The sequence below is a fragment of the Alteromonas gilva genome (assembly GCF_028595265.1).
In the GTDB taxonomy this organism is placed as follows: Bacteria; Pseudomonadota; Gammaproteobacteria; order Enterobacterales; family Alteromonadaceae; genus Alteromonas; species Alteromonas gilva.
In genome coordinates this window covers 981,426-999,539 of sequence record NZ_JAQQXP010000001.1, presented here as the reverse complement: position 1 = coordinate 999,539, position 18,114 = coordinate 981,426, and the positions used below count along the sequence as shown (strand labels likewise).

General features: G+C 49.3%; 13 protein-coding genes. 2 read left to right on the top strand and 11 right to left on the bottom strand.

Annotated elements, in window-relative coordinates; translation table 11 throughout:
• Nucleotides 1–15 precede the first annotated feature (15 nt).
• Nucleotides 16–741, top strand: a complete 726-nt coding sequence (locus OIK42_RS04430; RefSeq protein WP_273638659.1) for a HugZ family pyridoxamine 5'-phosphate oxidase — start codon at nt 16–18, stop codon at nt 739–741.
• A 99-nt stretch (nt 742–840) separates the two neighbouring features.
• Here the strand turns inward: OIK42_RS04430 and OIK42_RS04425 are convergent, their stop codons facing one another.
• Both OIK42_RS04425 and OIK42_RS04420 read right to left on the bottom strand, forming a co-directional pair.
• Nucleotides 841–2,190: a hypothetical protein gene (locus tag OIK42_RS04425; protein ID WP_273638657.1), complete on the bottom strand. Its 1,350-nt coding sequence runs from the start codon at nt 2,188–2,190 to the stop codon at nt 841–843.
• A 146-nt stretch (nt 2,191–2,336) separates the two neighbouring features.
• A complete protein-coding gene (locus OIK42_RS04420; protein ID WP_273638655.1) occupies nt 2,337–3,113 on the bottom strand; it encodes a hypothetical protein in 777 nt (258 codons plus the stop codon).
• Nucleotides 3,114–3,228: 115 nt separating this feature from the next.
• Here OIK42_RS04420 and OIK42_RS04415 point away from each other — a divergent pair, with 115 nt between their 5' ends.
• Complete coding sequence (locus OIK42_RS04415; RefSeq protein ID WP_273638653.1) at nt 3,229–4,545, top strand: DUF2254 domain-containing protein; 1,317 nt, start codon at nt 3,229–3,231, stop codon at nt 4,543–4,545.
• A 10-nt stretch (nt 4,546–4,555) separates the two neighbouring features.
• Here the strand turns inward: OIK42_RS04415 and OIK42_RS04410 are convergent, their stop codons facing one another.
• The 9 genes from OIK42_RS04410 to OIK42_RS04370 form a co-directional block, all read right to left on the bottom strand.
• Nucleotides 4,556–5,689, bottom strand: a complete 1,134-nt coding sequence (locus tag OIK42_RS04410) for a TonB family protein (RefSeq protein ID WP_273638652.1) — start codon at nt 5,687–5,689, stop codon at nt 4,556–4,558.
• Nucleotides 5,690–5,821: 132 nt separating this feature from the next.
• Nucleotides 5,822–7,144, bottom strand: a complete 1,323-nt coding sequence (locus OIK42_RS04405) for a tetratricopeptide repeat protein (RefSeq protein ID WP_273638651.1) — start codon at nt 7,142–7,144, stop codon at nt 5,822–5,824.
• Nucleotides 7,145–7,151: 7 nt separating this feature from the next.
• Nucleotides 7,152–7,763, bottom strand: a complete 612-nt coding sequence (locus OIK42_RS04400) for an energy transducer TonB (protein WP_273638650.1) — start codon at nt 7,761–7,763, stop codon at nt 7,152–7,154.
• Nucleotides 7,764–7,775: 12 nt separating this feature from the next.
• Entirely contained in the window at nt 7,776–8,183 is a 408-nt protein-coding gene (locus OIK42_RS04395) for an ExbD/TolR family protein (protein ID WP_273638648.1), read from the bottom strand.
• Between the two features lie 71 nt (nt 8,184–8,254).
• The gene (locus tag OIK42_RS04390; protein WP_273638646.1) at nt 8,255–8,770 is read right to left on the bottom strand and encodes a MotA/TolQ/ExbB proton channel family protein; all 516 of its coding nucleotides are present in this window, start codon (nt 8,768–8,770) and stop codon (nt 8,255–8,257) included.
• A 5-nt stretch (nt 8,771–8,775) separates the two neighbouring features.
• Complete coding sequence (locus OIK42_RS04385) at nt 8,776–10,077, bottom strand: MotA/TolQ/ExbB proton channel family protein (protein WP_374211860.1); 1,302 nt, start codon at nt 10,075–10,077, stop codon at nt 8,776–8,778.
• Nucleotides 10,078–10,153: 76 nt separating this feature from the next.
• Nucleotides 10,154–10,909, bottom strand: coding sequence for a DUF3450 domain-containing protein (locus tag OIK42_RS04380; protein ID WP_273638642.1), 756 nt, complete (start codon nt 10,907–10,909; stop codon nt 10,154–10,156).
• Nucleotides 10,910–11,129: 220 nt separating this feature from the next.
• A complete protein-coding gene (locus tag OIK42_RS04375) occupies nt 11,130–13,829 on the bottom strand; it encodes a TonB-dependent receptor domain-containing protein (protein WP_273638640.1) in 2,700 nt (899 codons plus the stop codon).
• A 93-nt stretch (nt 13,830–13,922) separates the two neighbouring features.
• Entirely contained in the window at nt 13,923–17,996 is a 4,074-nt protein-coding gene (locus OIK42_RS04370) for a beta-helix domain-containing protein (protein WP_273638639.1), read from the bottom strand.
• Nucleotides 17,997–18,114: the final 118 nt, after the last annotated feature.

Genomic DNA, 18,114 nt, shown 5'->3' with positions numbered 1-18,114 from the left:
TAGGACCATATTACCATGTCAATGAAGCAACTCTCTCAAGAAGCAAAACAGTTGTGCCGGGCACAGCATTCCGGGGTACTGAGTACCCAGTCAACGTCGATGCCTGGCTATCCTTTCGGCTCAATTGTCCCTTTTGTGATAACCCACACCGGCGATGTTATTATTTATATCAGTGATATCGCTTTGCATACCCGCAACATTAAAGCTAACGATAAAGTCAGCCTGACGGTTTTCGATCCGAGCGAAGAAGACTCTCAGTCAAATGGCCGGGTGACCATAATGGGCGACGCCCAACTGGCCGATTCACCAGACAATGCAGAGCTCTACTTCCGCTTATTTCCGCAAGCTGAAGCCTATCAGCACACCCACGACTTTCATTTTTATAGGATTAACGTCGCCCGGGTCAGGTACATTGGTGGTTTTGGTAAAATACACTGGATCAATCCTGAGTACTGGCAAACCGAAGAAGCATCGTGGCACAGCCAGATAAACGCCATGATATCGCATATGAATGAGGACCATCAGGATGCTATGCAGCTTATTTTGCGTCATTACGCCAATGTGAGCAGCGATAAGGTGACCATGATAAGTGTATTTAGCGACGGCGCGCACTATTGTACAGAACGACGGAAAATCGTGTTTGTTCCTTTTGCCGGGCATTGCGATGACGCCACAGCCATACGCAAGGCACTTGTGAGTCAAACCAATACGAGCCGCGAAGCGTTAGCAACTGCCGACTAGCACTGTAAGCCAGGATGTGGCGCGCTGAACTATAGCGGCCACGTCAGAACGTGTAGCAATTTCATCATGACTTTAGCGAGAGTCTGTTGGTCAGCGTCGCTACTGATTATTCTTTCTGTACTCTTCTATTTTTTTGAAATGCTCTAACACCTGTTCCCGCAGCTTTGGTGGTTGTCTGGCTAAAAACGCATCCGCCTTAGTCTGGCTATACCGGCCGTAGCTGCGGTAAATATTGCTGGCTAAACTTTTCAAGTTGTCGGGCTCAGTAACTAACTGCAGGTTGTCTTCGGCAAATTGCGGATTTCGGAAACTCGCTCTTTCAAGCACATCACTAAATAACCCGTCTGGGTTAATATCAGATTGTTTTTGGAGCCAATCGATTGCTTTTTGCGGATTCGTTGCACTGAGTGTTTGCGCAACCAGTTTGGCCCGGCCCTGCCTTTCACCAGGCTCAGCTCTTTGCATATAGGTCTCAACAGCAGTATCTGGATCTTTGAACATCCAGTTGCGAAAGACATTTTGTTCGAGCTCTTTAGCGCGGGCATCGTCGCCCAGGGATTCAATTTTAGCCAGCGCTGCATAGGGGTCTTTATCGATCCAGTTGCTCATAACGATTTCCAGTGCCTGGTCATTATCTAAGACTTGCACCTTTTCCAGCATAAGCTCAAAGTCCTCGGTGCTATCTAACGCGCTGACAGTGCCGCGAATGGCCATATCAATTTCTTTAAAATTATCGCTGTCCAGCGACGTGGTCAGGTTGTTCATGGCCTGATTAAGATCCTGCCGGGCGATACTAGCAAACAGGCCGTACAGAACAGGACTTCCCAGCTCATCGCTGAGCGTCTCTGAAGGTTGGTTTATGTACCAGTCAAGGGCTGCCTGAGGGGCTTTTTCTGCCCATACTGCCAATACGGTCGATGCAGCCATTATTTTGCTGCGGCCACCTTCGAATTGCTGAATCACGTAATCCATTGCCTGCATGGGCGCTAATTCAGCAAGCCGACTCAAATAGAGCTGTGTTATTTGCATTTCACCCGATGAGCTGCCAGTTCCAAGCATATCAAGGGCATCGGTCACTTGCGCTACATCAAGCAGCTCGACTAACTGGTAAGCCTCAACTATTTTCGCCATCGACGAGGCAAATCCAGTACCTTGCAGCAATTGCCGGGTTTTATTAACTACATCATCCACCGACAATACGGTAGCGGGTTGATCTGCTTCCGAGCTCTCTTGCTGCAGGGCATCTACACGGGTTAACAACGGCTCCTCTGCGCCAGCACCGCCCCCCGCAACGCCAGCAGTTTGCTGGTCCTTTGGAACATTAGTGTGCTGACTAGTTGGCGCTGATAAGTCGGGAGCAGAGTCGAGGTCAGAGTCGACTTGGGTCGCCCCAAACCAATACGCCCCGATAAGAGAAAGTAACCAGAGCGCGCCAATGCGTAATTTCATATTCAATCCTTTGATGACAGCTAAGCGTGCAATCCAGCGAGCACGACAACGAGTAAACCCGCATCGTTATTCTACGGTGTGATTTACATTTATTAAACTGGTGTTTTCAGTATCGCCAAAGCCGTCAGGCCTGAGGGATGAAATACTTATATCGAGATATCTTCAGCTAAAAAGCCCAGCGACGAACGACTGCCCCGCAGAAGCACTTTTTGCCCCGGGCGAAGCGATTGCCATTGCGTCCTGGAGGTTATTTGACACACATAGTTAAAAAACTGACCATCATATTCTTGCAGGTAAATTTTGCCGTTACAGTGTTTACGCCGATAACGCTGAGGTAAGGCTGAAATGGTTACCTGCTGCGATGCAGGTTTGGAATTCATCACGTAAAGATGTAATGCAACCGGGGCACCACGAAAGGTGGCCAGCGCGACAAATATCGCCACTATTAGTGCACCACCCAGTGCACCGTAGAGTCGCCGCCTTGAATTCACAGTCATGGGGCGTTTTCCTCTCGCCAGCAAGTTCGCATTGGCTTTGCGCAAAAAGTCGGTACGCAGCATATACCTGCAGGTCAGCGCGAACGCAACGATTGCCACTATCCACGCTGCCCACTTAAATGGCGCCACCATAGCGCCATTGAGCAAAAAGGAATGAAAATAGACCGGCAATAACATAGCACCTACTACTAGCCCGGCAAATACCATGGCTAGCGTTCCCAGTATTTTGCGCTGTGCTTGTTCAACTGTTTCCGGTTCAGGTAGCAGAATTTCATCTTCAGGAAGCGGCTCACTGGCCTCATTGTTTTTTTTCTCAGCGAGTAATTGTTCAATTTGTTCGACTCGCTGCGGAAATCGCGCTTTGTCGATAGTACCGAGTGCTTCTTCAAGATCAGATTTTGAATAATTGCGGTAATCAATGGCCATTTTATTTGCTTAATTTACACGTCGATAAGGTATAAAGATATACTGGCTAAGGTGTTAATATATCAGAGCTTAATATTTCCGAACAATTAATTAACTGATTTTAATGGGAAAATGGATGACTTTACGGCTGATCGTCACGCGGATACGAGTAATTTGGGAGTCGCTATCAACCAGTTACTGGTTTATTCCCCTACTGATGATGGGCAGCAGTGCGGTAATCTGCTATACCTGTTTGTCGGTTATTGAGCGTGCATTTTTACCCGAGTTTTTAAGACCGCTTATTCCGTTAGTAAGCCAGGAAGGTGTGCAGCAATTGTTATCGACTGTTGCCGGCGCCATGATCACCGTTACCAGTATCGCTTTTTCGATGACATTGGTGTCACTGACACTGGCGTCAAACCAATTTGGGCCGCGGCTAATCCGTAACTTTATGCACGACCGTAATACGCAGGCTGTACTGGGTATTTTGGTGTCCACTTTCCTTTTCTGCCTGATTTCATTGCATCATCTGTCTTCGATCAGCAGTAATCAGGACGCCATTTCCATGCTGGCCGGTGTGACCACGTTTTTGGCACTGCTTGACTGCGTAACCATCATTTATTTTATTCATCACGTATCACGGTCGATTCAGGCCGATCATGTGATTGCCGACTGTGTGGCTCGCTTTGAAAGTAATATTGATTCGCTGTTACCAGTAACAGAATCAGCGTCTTCCTTTCGGGCCATTACGGAGCAATGGGCAATTCCACAAAGTGCTTTTTCGGTAACCGTGCAGGCGCTAAGTAATGGCTACATACAAACCATCAACTACGACAGTTTTCTCAACCAGACCTCGACCGCAGTCACCGGTTGCGAACTTCATGTTCGCAGCGGCGATCATATATTAATTGGCGAAGCATTATTTACCGTCTATTGTAATCAGCCTATGACTGAAGGTGATTTCAGTGAACTACGCAAGGCCGTGATGTTGGGCGCAAGCCGCACGCCCATTCAGGATCCGGAATTTGCCATTAGTCAGTTGGTGGAAGTGGCCTTACGCGCTTTGTCACCAGGTATCAACGATCCCAACACAGCCATCACCTGCATCGACAAGCTCAGCGGCATTTGTATGCTGATAGCGGAACGTGAGTTCCCTGCCATTTGCCTCATGAACAACGACACCCAGGTATGGCTAAAACGCCGCACGTTCACCTTCCCAGGAGTCATCGACACAGCGTTTAGTCAGATACGGCAAATGGGTGCAGGCCATGTAGCAGTTCTCATCCATTTGTTACGCAATCTGGCCAGTTTACGCGCTCGTTGTAACGGCACGGCAGGCGTGGCTATCGACAAACACGCACACGCAATTGATGAAAAGATGCAGCACTTATCGCTGGGTACCAGCGATACTCACGATTTGACGATTGCCATGCTGCCATTTAAATCGGCCTGAAAGCTGGCAATTATGGCATCAGTTTAAAATCGAGCTGCACAACATTATGTTGCGCCAATACAGGCTCGCCATTCTCAAATTTGGGGGCATAGCGCCATTGCTCAATGGCCTTCAGGCTTTCTTCTATAAACTGTGAACTGCCTGAGTTAGCTAACACTTGTGGGTTGACCACAAAACCTTGTTCGTCAATATCAAACTCAAAGCGAACGTAGCCTTCGGAGCCCATCCTTGCCGCCGCAACGGGAAAATCAGGATTTACCCGGTAAATAGGAGTAGGATCCTGTTCGTTGTCCCATGGCACCATTTTACCGATTAACTGACAATGCTGCGTGGCCAGCTCATCTTCACCCATACGAGAATACGCCTTCACTAAGCTGGCGTGGGCATTCAGCACCCAGGGGTGCGTGTAAGATAAAGCACTATCGACACGTTCAGCGACATTACTAAACAAGGCAACCGCATCATCCAGATCGTCGCTCGCATAGTGGACTTTGGCGAGTAAAACCTGCAGGTGCAATCCCCGGTAATCGTTGTCAGGCCATTGCGCCTCAGCTAATTCTATTCCTTCCTCGAGCAATTTTGTGAGCTTAGACAGTCGCACCGGGCTCTTGCTACTCTTTGACACCAAACTCAACACACTATAATAAATGGCTGCCGCTTCAGCCGGGTTTTCTTCTTTGGCATCGTCAAGGTCATTCAGCAGCGATTTGTAGGAACGTAATTGATCCCGGAGTTTGGAGGCAGAACTATGAGCGTATTTACCGGTATTTTTAATCGCGACCACTTCAGTTCGCAATGCGAAGGTTTCAAGCGCGTATTCGCCAAACTGGGCTTCACTCCAGTTTTGTAACGTTTCAAACTGGTCAATTGCCGCCGTCAAATTGTCAGCAGCACGCAGCGCATTACCCAGATTGTAATGGAGCGCATAATAGTTATCAGCATCAGACAGGGTTTCTTTACTGGCTAGTGCCAATGCCTGTTTTGCATAATGCACGGCGTCTTCAGCCTGCTGCTGTTCCATGGCACTTTGATATGCGCGATAGGCATCGCTAAAAGATTCAACGGCGGTGCTGTCGGTGTCAGCATTAACATAGTTAACGCTCAACAATGCCACCAGCGCGACAATAACGGTTAGGATTCTCATAATGCACTCCTTGCAAGAATAAATTCTAACTGTACTGATTTTTACTGCTCACTTCAATCTACAGCACCGGGTAAAAAAAAGCCGGTTTTAAAAAACCGGCTTTTAATGCATAGTTCTGTAACAGTGCTGTTGTTAGGAGCCTAATTCAGCCTGAATTTGCTCGCTACTGGATTTTTCTGACTCTACAAACTTCGACCATTGCTGAGCCATACCACGACTCGACTGGTACTTTTCGGCTTCGGCCAGCACATCGAGCGCTGTGGCATACTGCTTTTTATTATACAGTGCCATGCCTTTTATCAGATACGGGATGCCAGGATTACGCAGTTCGCCTTTGTTCAGGGCATTATCCGCCGCAGTAATCGCGTTATCCCATTTTTCCATATTGAGATAAATTTGCGCTAACTGTGCATCTAGCTCACCGTCATCGGCTAAACTGGCTGCCTTTGCCATCACCGGCACCGCTTTGTCCTGCTCTTTCGCTAATGTCCAGGTTTGCCCCAAAAACTTAAGGTTTCGCAGATTCTTCTCCAGCACGCCATCGTTGAGCGCCTGCTCCATTAAGCGCGCGCCTTTATACGGTGCTTTATGGTAGTAATACAGCTGAGCAAGGTTAAAGATATCGGCTGCAGAGGTTACATACCCCTGTTGATAAGCGGCTTCCATTATCGCCAGCTGCTTTTTCTCCTCACCTAACTCACCATACATACCGGCCAGTTGGATCCAGTATTTCGGCTCATTAAACAGTTTGACCATTTTAACCAGCACGTCTTTGACCTTTTCAGGCTGCTTAAGCTCGTAAAAAACGGCGCGTTGCAGAATAAGCCAGCCTTCGTCGGGGATCATGCCTTCTTCTTCATGGCCTTTAATGGCCTGTGTAATAAAGTCAGCGGCTTCAGCATACTGTTTATTCTGATAGTACGCCTGCGCTTTGATCACCAGATTTTTAGGCGGTATTGCGCCGGTGTTGAGCGCTTCCCACCGCTCCAGATAATCAATACTGGCCGCGTAATTACCTTGCATCAGATTTAACTGTGCCAGGCTGAACAGGGTGCTCATTTCAAAACTTTCCGGGATAGGTTGTTGTTTAACTACCTCGGCAAAGTTCGCCAGTGCCTTGTCGTATTGCTCGTCATTGTAGTAAATAAAACCATAAAAATTATACATCATGGCCAGCTCGTAGCTGTTCATCGAATCGGTTTTACTTTTTACAAGATCCAGAATGTCTATCGCTTCTGGCAGATTGCCCCCATCGGCCGCGGTTTGAGCACGAGCTAACTGCTCGTAGACTTTAGAACGCAGCGCCGGCGTGCGCCGGGTGGGCTTGTCACTGGCTTTTTGCTCCTGCGCGACAGCGCTGGTTGCCAGCATCGAGCTAACCAGAGTCGCACTGCCGGTCAACAGTAAACCCGTAACGGCCAGAGACAACAGGGATTTAGAAAGTGTTTGCTTCATACCATCATTATCCATCTATCTGGAAGGTGATTCGGTTTTGCACGCCCGATACCGCGGTCGCCTCGCCATTAACGACCCGGGGTTTATATTTAAACTTCATGGCAGCATCCATAGCGGCCTGTTCAAATATACCTTCAGGGTTGGCTTCTACTACGTACACATCTTTCACTGCGCCTTGCTTGGTTACTGTGAATTCAACAATAACAAAGCCTTCGATACCGCGCTGTAGTGCGCGTCGTGGATACACCGGAGCGACCTTAACGATGGGCAAATACTCGCCATCACCTGACTCAAGAGCCAGACCGCCGCCTTCCAGCGCCATACTGTCGCCGACGTCAGCACCAAAAGCCATACCAGCGCTATCGGCGTCCGGATTGGGCGAGTCCATTTGCGGTGACTCCATTTGTGGAGGTGGCTCTTCCGGCTTGGGCGGCTTACGCGGTTTACGTTCTTTCTTCTGCACCTGCTCTTCGGGCTTTATGCGCACAAAATCCAGCACACTGCCTTTTGGCGGCTCAGTTAAAGCACTGCCGCCCATTTTAATCAGCGACTGCATTAGAAAGAACAATCCCAACGTAATCGCCAGTGATACAACAAATGCGATTAAAAATCGTGACATGGTCTGGCTCGCTTATGGCTCTTGCGCTGCAATCGACACATCGTAAACTCCGGCTGCCCGGGATGCGTCCATGACTTTGATCAGCGTGTCTGTCGTTGCCTTTTTATCGGCCTGAATCACTACTGTCCCTTGCGGGTTCTCCGCATGTAAACGCTCAATGTTGGCTTGCACAGCACGTACATCGATGCGACGTTTGTTAATCCAGATTTCACCCTTGTCTGAAATCGCAATCAGCACGTTGGCGCGATCTTTTTTCACTGCGGTGGCTGCCTCGGGACGGTTAACATCAATACCCGCTTCTTTGACAAATGATGCCGTTACAATGAAGAAGATCAACATGATGAAAACAACGTCCAGCATGGGCGTCATATCAATGGCGGCTTCTTCTTCGTCCACCAGGTTTTGAAAATGCTGTTTCATAATTCTTTATTACCTTACTTATGGGGTTCGTCGTTCATTTTGTTGAACAACGTACCCACGGCCTCGCTTTTTCAGCGCTTAATCAGTGACTCTTCTAAATGGGCGCGTTCGGTTTTTACTTTGCGGTTCAACCAGGTTGATGCAAATACTCCCGAAAGTGCCCCAACCATACCCGCCATAGTAGGAATGGTTGCTTTAGAGACACCAGACGCCATCGAACGGGCATTGCCTGAACCTGAGATAGCCATTACATCAAAAACTTCGATCATGCCGGTTACGGTACCCATCAAACCGAGCAGTGGACACAAGGCCACCAATGCCTGAATAACCGGAATACTGCCATTGAGTTTAATGGTCAGTGACGAAATCACCTTAGAGCGGACCTGTTCAGCATTCCAGGACGTTCTGTCGTCCCGTGCTTTCCACATGGCCACCGCCTCTTTGCGTAAGTTTTTGTGCCAAATCAACAGGTAAAGCGCACGCTCGAGGATCAAAAGCCACATCACGAATATCAGCAGTCCGATGACCAGGAGTACCTGGCCTCCGGATTCTGTAAAGTCACGTATTGCTTCGAGAAACTCGATCATAATGCTTAGCTCCGCTCAGCGCGCTCGGCGATGACACCCGCCGCTTGTTCCTGCAGAATGTAAACAATATTTTTACTGCGCGTGTTGAGCATGGCGTACAGTAAGGTGGTAGGAATAGCAACCACCAGACCCAGTACCGTGGTGACCAGTGCAGTTGAGATACCGCCCGCCATCAGTTTAGGGTCGCCGGTACCGAACAGGGTAATCGCCTGGAAGGTATTGATCATACCGGTAACCGTACCAAGCAGACCCATCAGCGGCGCCACTACTGAGATTATTTTAATGATGCTCAGGTTACGGCCCAGTTTAGGAACTTCAGCCAGGATAGCTTCAGTTAAATGCAATTCCAGCGCTTCTGTGTCGGCGTTAGGGTGCTCTTCACGTACTTTGAGGACACGGCCCAGCGGGTTGGTGGTTTTTATCTCTTTCGATTTAAGCTGGCTGTTAACCTTGGTACGGATGATGGTCAGGGTGAACAAACGCTCAATTGACAGCAACAAACCAAAGGCACCGACAATCAAAATGATGTAACCAACCACACCGCCTTGCTCTACGCGCTCTTTAAGGTTAGGCGCCTGCACCAGCAAGCCAAGAATCGAGCCGCCCGTCGGGTCAATACCAAATTTCACCAGTTCACCGTTAGAAGCTTGTAGTTCTGCAGCGGAATCACCGTAGCGATCAGCAGGCTGGCGAATCAATTCAGACACGGTGCCGGTCACGCCGTTGAAGTCTAAGTACTTACCATCAGCAACCAGAGCGAAAGGTCCAACGCGAACCACTTCTTTGTTCACTTTGGCACCACCCGCTTCCACCACATCGGTGTTAAACTTGGTCACTTTGCCGGATTGAGTCATTTCACGCTGAATTTCAAACCATACCCGTTCGATTTCGTCGATCGAGGCCAGTTTTGAGCTTGAGCCCATGTCCTGCGCCAGTTGATCTAAAAACTCAGCACGGCCCGGGATCTCAGCCGAAATAGTCGAGTTGTAGAACTTATTCTTAGTATCGCCAGCCACTTGCTGCAGTACACCAAACAGTTCTTTTAATGAGCCCAAACGCGCGGTTAGCGCTTCATTTAAGTCCGCCAGCTTGAATTCATTTTGTTCAAACTGGGTTTCCAGCTGTTCTGAAGTTTGCAATGTACGTGCACGCAGTTGCTCGGTTTCGCGCAGAATACGATCCTGCTCGGCACGCTGCGCCATAAACTCTTGTTCACGCTGTTTATTTTGCTGGGTTTGAGCAAACTTGCCTTCTTCAAGCTGTTTGAGCAAGGCATCAAGATCCAATGCACGGTCGCTTTGTGCCATGGCCCCTAAACTGATGCTTGCAGCAGCCAGACCAAATACGATTGTTTTAAACGATTTCAACATCTGTTTCGTCCTCTTAGTCTGTAATCGCAACAGGCAGCATCAGCAAATCAGGTGCTAGCTGCTTTTTGGCCATACGTAACGCTTTAGTTACCTGTGTGCGGTAAGAGCTGTCGAGCTCTTCCCACTGACGGGTTTGCTTGTTCCACACGCCCTGTGTGCCCGCGTCACGGGTTTGGTAAATCAGTGCAGTACGGCCCAGGCGTAAAAATTCTACGTCACGCTCCTGCCCGTTGATTTCGTGCAAGCCGGTGTAGGCTTCCATGGTACGGCCATAATCCATCTCAACCTGATAGGCTTCCATCACGCGCCGGAATTTTTCAGATGCTGCCACGTCGGCCCGGTCCATCATGCTCTTGAGGCTGGCAATGCGGTCACTGCGCTCTTCGGGTAAAAATGGCACATCCAGTTCAACAAACTGCTCCAGACCATCGATCATACGGATCATTAACGGTGTGATTTGACGCTCAATCACCGATACTTCGTCTATCGCCGCATTCAGGTCATCCATTTCCTGTTCCTGATTAGCGATCTGTTTTCTTAACTGACGGTTGTAGATCTCTAATCCTTCGATCTCTTTGTTCAGCGTTTTAAATTGCTGCAACTTGCTGTCAATTTGGTCTGTGATGCTATTAATTTTTTGCTGCGACTGGGCAGCAGACTCATTAATTTCCTTCGCGGCATCAATAGCCGGATCTAACCCCTGCTCTTGTGCAAATGCTGCTGCCGACATAAGTGCCGTGCTGAGCATCAAAGTATGTAAAAGCTTCATAAAGAAAAACCTTTTATTAAACGAAGTCGGAATCTCCGACGATCTAAAATTCTGCGCGTAGCATAGGGGCTTTCTATGACAATTTTATTACATAACTGTCATAAACCGACTTGATTGGTTTTTTACAACCTCTTCAGCGCACTCAAAACTGCCCGCTATGGCACGCCTGGTTTCAGGAAGGTAAAAAAAAGCCCGGTAAACCGGGCTTTTGTGTGGTTATTTAAAACTCATATTTAATGCTGGCACTAATACCTGTACCAACCGTTTCCTGGCGTAACAGCAGGCCTTCCTGCTCAATTTCCTTATCGTCGTTGAGGATATTTTGCAGTCGCAGTTTAATCGTTGTATTAAAGTCCGGGTAATAGGTATACACAAAATCCAGTGAATGGAAGGGGTTTTCTATACCGTCTTCAAAACCACGTACACCCGGCGCAATAACCCGCTCACCAAAGGCGTTGTATACCAGCGAGGCGGAATGTTCACCATTGTCAGAGTCCCAGCCCAACTGTACGTTAGCAACCCACTCAGAGTGACCCACTAAACGGCGCTCATCGTTTGTGATAGTTGCTGTAACGGTACCGCCATAGGCCTGACGCGCTTGTTGTGAGAACAGTGAGTTTTGGTCGTCACTGCCAATCTTCACTTCGGAATCTGACAACGTCATATTACCGGAGAGGAAGAAGTTACTCAGTGAGTCGTCAACAAAAGTTAAGTCATGTAAAAATTCAACTTCTACACCATACAACTCACCGGTTTCGGCGTTCGCCGTGAGTAGCTGAGGAACCCCTTCACCGCCGTCAAACTGCACCATCTCAATCGGGTTTTCCATATCCTTATAGAATACCGCGACCGATACGTTGTTGCCTTGCGACATGTACCATTCCCAACGGAAGTCCACATTGGTCAGTTCGGTTTCAACCAATGAGGGCGAGCCGCGCACTAAAAACTCAGTCAGCGGATCGATAAAGAAGGTGGTACTGATATCGCGCAGATCAGGGCGGATCAGGGTCTGACTGACGTTAAACCGGTACTGAGTCTCTTCACTTTGAATATAGGTTAATGCCAGCGACGGTAAGATATCGTCTTCATTATAAATAGCTTCGACAATGTCGGCGGTGTCCAGCGCAAATTTATCCGAATGCTCAACAAACGGAATAGAGACCTGCTGGAACTCTTCCCAACGCGCCCCGCCGCTGATGCGCCATTTATTATTGAAAAAGGCATCGACCATTAAATAACCAGCCGTAAGCTTGCTTGCCGCAGAGTATTTATCGCCTTCACCGGTGTTATCCTGAAACAGGTTACGACCGGTAGAGCTGGTGTAAAAGTCGTCGTTGTAGATATTTTCTTCAGTAAAGATCTGATCAAGGCGATTACCGACTTTTAAGTCATCACTGATGGCGAAATTACGGATCATCAAATCGATGTTATTGGCATCCCGGGTTTTTTCGTAATAGTCAAAGCCCGCTTTAAACTCAACGTCATAGCCCTCACCAAAGACCGCGGTCGACACGTTGAAGCCATAGGTATCCGACTCGTCATCGAGCACCTGAAACTGACGGTTCAGGTTAGTTCCCGGAGTATCATCCAGGCGCTGCAGCTCCAGATTACCCTCACTGTCGTAGAACTGCTGGAAGGTCGCTTCTAAGATGTCGGGAGCCTCCCGCGAGGCCCGGCTGGTGCCCGCGTACCAGTCAAAGTATACACCGCCCAACAAATCTAAAAAGTTATGGGTACCCTTTAACTGCGAAGACACCATTTCACGTTCTTCAAAAATAATATCAATGCGGGTGAATTCCTCGACCCCCGGTACCGACTCACTGTCGTCAAAATACGAGCCGTCACGCAAACGATCTCGCATGTCATGCAGGATCATATTGACCAGTTCAACCTTGTGGTTACTGTTGAGTTCGTAACCGACGTTGAACATACCACTCCAGTTGACCCGTTGCTCGGTAGAAATCATGTCACGGTACTTGGTAAAACGCGGGTTTTCCTGACCGCCACCAATATCATTACCCAGTTTTTCTTCGGTGATCAGCCACTGATTGCTGTAGGCAACCGTCGCCAGAAAGCCTAGTACGCTGTCGTTATCAAACACATAATTATTACCCAGCGTGGCACCCAGTGACAGGTTCGGATCGGCTGATTCTTCGGTGGGACCAATATCCCAGTTAAACGAGTCTAAGATGGTTTGCGTTTCGGCTAACGTGCGCCCGGAGCGTCCTTCAAAGCCAGCAGAACCTTCGGTATTGAGACCCGCTTTGATTATTGCCGGCAATGCACGCGTGCCATCATCACGACCGCTCCAGTCATTACCGCCACCCGGATAAAACAGGCCGTCATTGCTGCTGTTTTCGGTGTTCCAGCCGAGGCCGCCGCTGATATTAAAGATAAAATCAGTCGGGATCGATTTAGTACGGATATTCACATTACCGCCACCAAAATGCCCAGGCATATTCGGCGAGAAAGATTTTTGTACATTAAGACTTTCAATAATACTGGATGGAAATAAATCCAGTGGTACCACCGAACGCGTCGGATCGGGGCTTGGCACCGTCATGCCATTTAACTGGGTGCTGGAATAGCGCTCACCCAAACCACGTACATAGATAAACTTGCCGTCAACCAGGGTCAAACCAGTCACCCGGCGTAGCGCCGCTGCAGCGTCACCGTCACCGGTGCGGGAAATTTGTTCAGCACCCAGGATATCGGCAACGAACGCCTGGTTTTGACGCTCCTGAAGTACAGCTGTCGCGGTACCTTTTAAGCGTGTGCCGGTAGCAACCACTTCTTCGATCGCTTCTTCTTCACTCTGCTGTGCTAACACAGTACCTGGCAGTAAAGATGAGCCCAGTATCGTGGCGATGGTCAATGATAAACGACCTAATTGCATCACTGACTTATGGTTTGTTTTCATTTCTTAAACTCCTATGGAACTGTCGTCTGCTTTACCTTTAACAAGAAAGCTAAGGCGCAGTGCGCCTTAGCTTTAACTTTCTTTGTCAAGGTTTTAGTCTTGCAGACCAACAGTTACCCAACCCAGCGTCCAATCGGTTTCACCATCGAAAGCGCCTTGATAATCAGTGCTGTCGAAGAACACGTCCAGCGTTGAAGCATCAAAACCTGAGCCTAACAGCGTTGAATCGCTGGCCGGGAAATATCCCGTTGCAGTGAAGTTCAGTTCAGCTGCCGATGCGGCGATAGTGTTGCCTTCCTGACCGGTAAACCACGCTTCGGTAGATTCACCACCGATGGTATCGCTACCAAAGGCGCTGGCCGATTCACATGCCACGGTAGAGTGGGTCACAGTGAGGCTACCGTTAGCTGCGTTAGCGATGGATTCATCACCATTGACGCGCAGACAGTTGCTGTAGTCAGCGCCACCGGTCACTACCAGGTTTTTAATTGTACCGGCAGTACCGTTACGCAGACGCACCCCGTTGGTACCCGCTGAGCCAATAATCGTCACGTTCGACACGGTTGGTGTGGTCAGTGGAGTCCAGGCCGGATTGTCTTCGTTGTTGTCGGCTTCAAAGGCGTTGTCGCCACCGTTAGTACCTTGCTTAATGAGCACATACTGGGCATTACCAGTCCAGCCAAATGACCAGTCCAGTGAATCATCGCCAATGGCCGTCAGCACCAGGTGGCTTACGCTTACCGTGCCGCCAAAGAACTCAACACCGTCATCAAGGTTTTCATGAACCTGGATATAATCGACTTCAGTACCGCTACCGACACCGGCAAACGAAATACCGTTTAATTCATCACCGGCGGCCAATGCCATACCAGCATGTTTCACGGTCACGTAACGCAACGTACCAGAATCGTCTTCAGGGTTGTTACCACCATATAAGCCGGCATCACCTTCCGCGCTCACACCACAGTTGGCCAGTTCATCGTCAGACGTCGCGCCATCATCACCGGTGTTACACAGGTTGGTTGGTGCATTACCCAGAATTACCAGTCCGCCCCACTGACCAATTGAGGTTTCATCACCCTCGAGATCTTCTGAAGAGGTAAAGGTAATTGGTAACGTAGCGGTACCTGACGCTTCGATTTTCGAGCCACGACGTACCACCAGAAAGTCGTCACCGTCTTCACCAAATACCGTGGTACCGCGCTGGATGTAAAGCGTTGCACTCTGGCTGTTGTCTTCACCCACTGCCGTGCGGCCTTTAATAAGCCAGTGTGCGTCGTTGGTCAGCACTACGTCGCTGGTAAAGACCGTATCTGGCATCAAACGATAGACCGGCTTGTCGGTAATGGTAGGGAAATCTGCCGATACGTCGGTGACCAGGCCTTGCGCAAGTGCACTGGTAACATCAGCAGGAACTGAATCATTCACGGCAACTGTCCACCCTTCCATCCAGTTGGTATCGCCGTCAAAGGCGCCAATGTACGAAGTAGGCAGGAAGAAGTCGTTTTCTTCTGACATATCCACACCGTTACCCAGAAGCGGTGAACCAGAGCGAGGCGTAAAGCCGTCGTTAGAGAGCATCAGCGCATCAGCAGAAAGCACGCTGTTACCAGTTTGACCAGTAAACCAGGCTTCAGTAGAACCACCACCAATACTGTCAGAACCGAAGTTGCTGTCCGCTTCACAGGCGACCACACTGTTTTCTACCGACAGGCTGCCGTCTTCTGCGTTGGCAATGGATTCTGCACCGTTAACCCGCAGACAGTTTGAGTAGCCTTCGCCAGCCGTTACAACCAGGTTACGAATCGTACCGGCAGTGCCGTTACGCAGACGCACACCGTTGGTACCATCAGCACCAACAATGGTCACGTTAGAAATAGTCGGCGTCGTCAGCGGTGTCCAGGCCGGGTTGTCTTCGTTGTTATCCGCTTCAATGGCGTTATCGCCACCGGCTGCACTTTGCTGGATATACACATTTTGTGCATTACCGGTCCAGCCGAATGACCAATCCAGAGAGTCATCACCAATGTCGGTCAACACGATGTTACGAACACTGACTGTACCACCAAAGAACTCCACACCATCATCGAGATTTTGGTGCACCTGAATGTACTCAACTTCAGTGCCTGAACCGATACCTGCAAACGAGATACCATTGAGTTCGTCGCCCGCAGCCAGTGCACGACCTGCATGTTTGACCAGCACGTAACGCAGCACACCTGAGTTATCCTCTGGGTTGTTACCGCCGTACAGACCAGCATCGCCCTCGGCTGAAACGCCACAGTTAGCCAGTTCGTCGTCTGAGGTAGCCGCATCGTCGCCGGTGTTACACAGGTTAGTTGGCGCGTTACCCAGTAATACTAAGCCGCCCCACTGACCGATAGAGGTTTCTTCACCTTCCAGATCATCAGAAGAGGTAAAGGTAATTGGTGCATTGGCGGTACCGGCTGCATTAATCTGTGAACCACGACGCACAACCAGGAAGTCATCACCTTCTTCACCAAATACGGTAGTACCCTGCTCAATGTAGAGCACGGCGCTGTCGGCATTGTCGTTACCCACTGCGGTACGGCCTTTGAGTAACCAGTGCGCATCATTCGTCAGGGTTACATCGCTGGTAAATACCGTATCTACCGCCAGTGCGTAAACCGGCTTGTCGGTGATAGCAGGGAAATCTGCTGACACGTCGGTGGCCAGACCTTGTTCGAAGGCGTTATTAATATCGTCAGGGAAACCGCCATTCACAGCAACTGTCCAGCCAGCCGTCCAATCGGCCGCTGCAGGGTTAAAGGCACCGATGTACTGACCGCCACCAAGTACCAGTGGCGAGTCTGACATTGGCATATAGCCATTGTCTTCGAGCATGAGTTCGCTTGTTGCTAGTACGCTGTTGCCGCTCTGACCTTCAAACCACGCCTGGGTGGTATCGCCGCCAATAGTATCGCTACCGAAGTTATTCGCAGGCGTTTCGCAGGCAACAATTGAGTTGGTAATGGTTAATTCACCAGATTCTGCATTGGCGATGGCTTCAGCACCGTTTACGCGAAGGCAGTTCTGCGCCAGGGTTGAGCCGGTTACCAGTACATTAGATAACACGCCGGCGGTACCGTTACGCAAACGCACACCATTGGTGCCGTCAGCACTGACAATAGTGACGTTGGAAATTGTTGGCTTGGTCAGCGGTAACCAGCCTGGGTTATCTTCGTTGTTATCCGCCTCAATCGCGTTGTCGCCGCCTGCGGCGCTTTGCTGAATATAAACATTGGTGGCGCTACCGGTCCAGCCGAATGACCAGTCCAGTGAATCATCACCGATGTCGGTCAGTACCACGTTGCTGACGCTAACGGTACCACCGAAGAATTCGATACCGTCGTCAAGATTTTGATGCACCTGAATGTGATTGACAGTGGTTTCAGAACCCACACCGGCAAAAGAGATACCGTTAAGTTCATCACCCGACGCCAGTGCCATACCGGCATGTTTAACCACTACATATTCCAGGGTACCAGAGTTATCTTCAGGGTTGTTACCGCCATACAGGCCAGCATCACCTTCAGCTGATACACCACAGTTGGCTAATTCATCATCTGAAGTTGTGCCGTCATCACCGGTGTTACACAGGTTGGTTGGTGCATTACCTAATAACACCACACCACCCCACTGACCAATTGAGGTTTCGTCACCCTCAACATCTTCAATAGAGGTCATCACGATAGGCGCTGACGCCGAGCCAGAGGCTTCGATTTGAGAGCCACGACGGACAACCAGGAAGTCGTCACCGCCTTCACCGATCAGAGTCGTACCGGCTTCGATGGTCAGTACGGCAGAATCAGCGTTGTCATTACCAACTGCAAAACGTCCTTTGATAATCCAGTGGATATCACTGGTCAGCGTCATATCCTGCGTAGCAACAAGATCAGTATCTAAGCGGTAAACGGGCTTGTCCGTAATGGCTGGATATTCGCTTGATACGTCGGTGGCAAGGCCTAAAGTTGCCGGCGTATCAACGTCTGGCGTGGTCGGCGTAGTTGGAGTTGTTGGTGTGGTTGGTGGAGTTGTTGGTGCAACAACCTCGTCACCTTCATTAATATTTATGTCGCCACCGCAACCAGCAAGGATAAGCGCTGTTGTAATTGCACTTACCTTAAATACATTACGAACTGCCATCGATATCTCCCAGAAAAATTCATTTTTAGATTTTAAGACGGTGCAAGACTAATAGAGAAGGGTGACAGTTATGTTACAAGTTGTAATTTGCTTTAAATTTTTTTGTATTTTGCAGGTT

What these genes read in the sequence shown, in the direction of transcription:
- OIK42_RS04410 (WP_273638652.1), bottom strand. Translation starts at nt 5,689, where the DNA reads ATGAGAATCCTAACCGTTATTGTCGCGCTGGTGGCATTGTTGAGCGTT.
- OIK42_RS04390 (WP_273638646.1), bottom strand. Translation starts at nt 8,770, where the DNA reads ATGATCGAGTTTCTCGAAGCAATACGTGACTTTACAGAATCCGGAGGC.
- OIK42_RS04420 (WP_273638655.1), bottom strand. Translation starts at nt 3,113, where the DNA reads ATGGCCATTGATTACCGCAATTATTCAAAATCTGATCTTGAAGAAGCA.
- OIK42_RS04430 (WP_273638659.1), top strand. Translation starts at nt 16, where the DNA reads ATGTCAATGAAGCAACTCTCTCAAGAAGCAAAACAGTTGTGCCGGGCA.
- OIK42_RS04370 (WP_273638639.1), bottom strand. Translation starts at nt 17,996, where the DNA reads ATGGCAGTTCGTAATGTATTTAAGGTAAGTGCAATTACAACAGCGCTT.
- OIK42_RS04400 (WP_273638650.1), bottom strand. Translation starts at nt 7,763, where the DNA reads ATGTCACGATTTTTAATCGCATTTGTTGTATCACTGGCGATTACGTTG.
- OIK42_RS04385 (WP_374211860.1), bottom strand. Translation starts at nt 10,077, where the DNA reads ATGGCACAAAGCGACCGTGCATTGGATCTTGATGCCTTGCTCAAACAG.
- OIK42_RS04405 (WP_273638651.1), bottom strand. Translation starts at nt 7,144, where the DNA reads ATGAAGCAAACACTTTCTAAATCCCTGTTGTCTCTGGCCGTTACGGGT.
- OIK42_RS04375 (WP_273638640.1), bottom strand. Translation starts at nt 13,829, where the DNA reads ATGAAAACAAACCATAAGTCAGTGATGCAATTAGGTCGTTTATCATTG.
- OIK42_RS04380 (WP_273638642.1), bottom strand. Translation starts at nt 10,909, where the DNA reads ATGAAGCTTTTACATACTTTGATGCTCAGCACGGCACTTATGTCGGCA.
- OIK42_RS04395 (WP_273638648.1), bottom strand. Translation starts at nt 8,183, where the DNA reads ATGAAACAGCATTTTCAAAACCTGGTGGACGAAGAAGAAGCCGCCATT.
- OIK42_RS04415 (WP_273638653.1), top strand. Translation starts at nt 3,229, where the DNA reads ATGACTTTACGGCTGATCGTCACGCGGATACGAGTAATTTGGGAGTCG.
- OIK42_RS04425 (WP_273638657.1), bottom strand. Translation starts at nt 2,190, where the DNA reads ATGAAATTACGCATTGGCGCGCTCTGGTTACTTTCTCTTATCGGGGCG.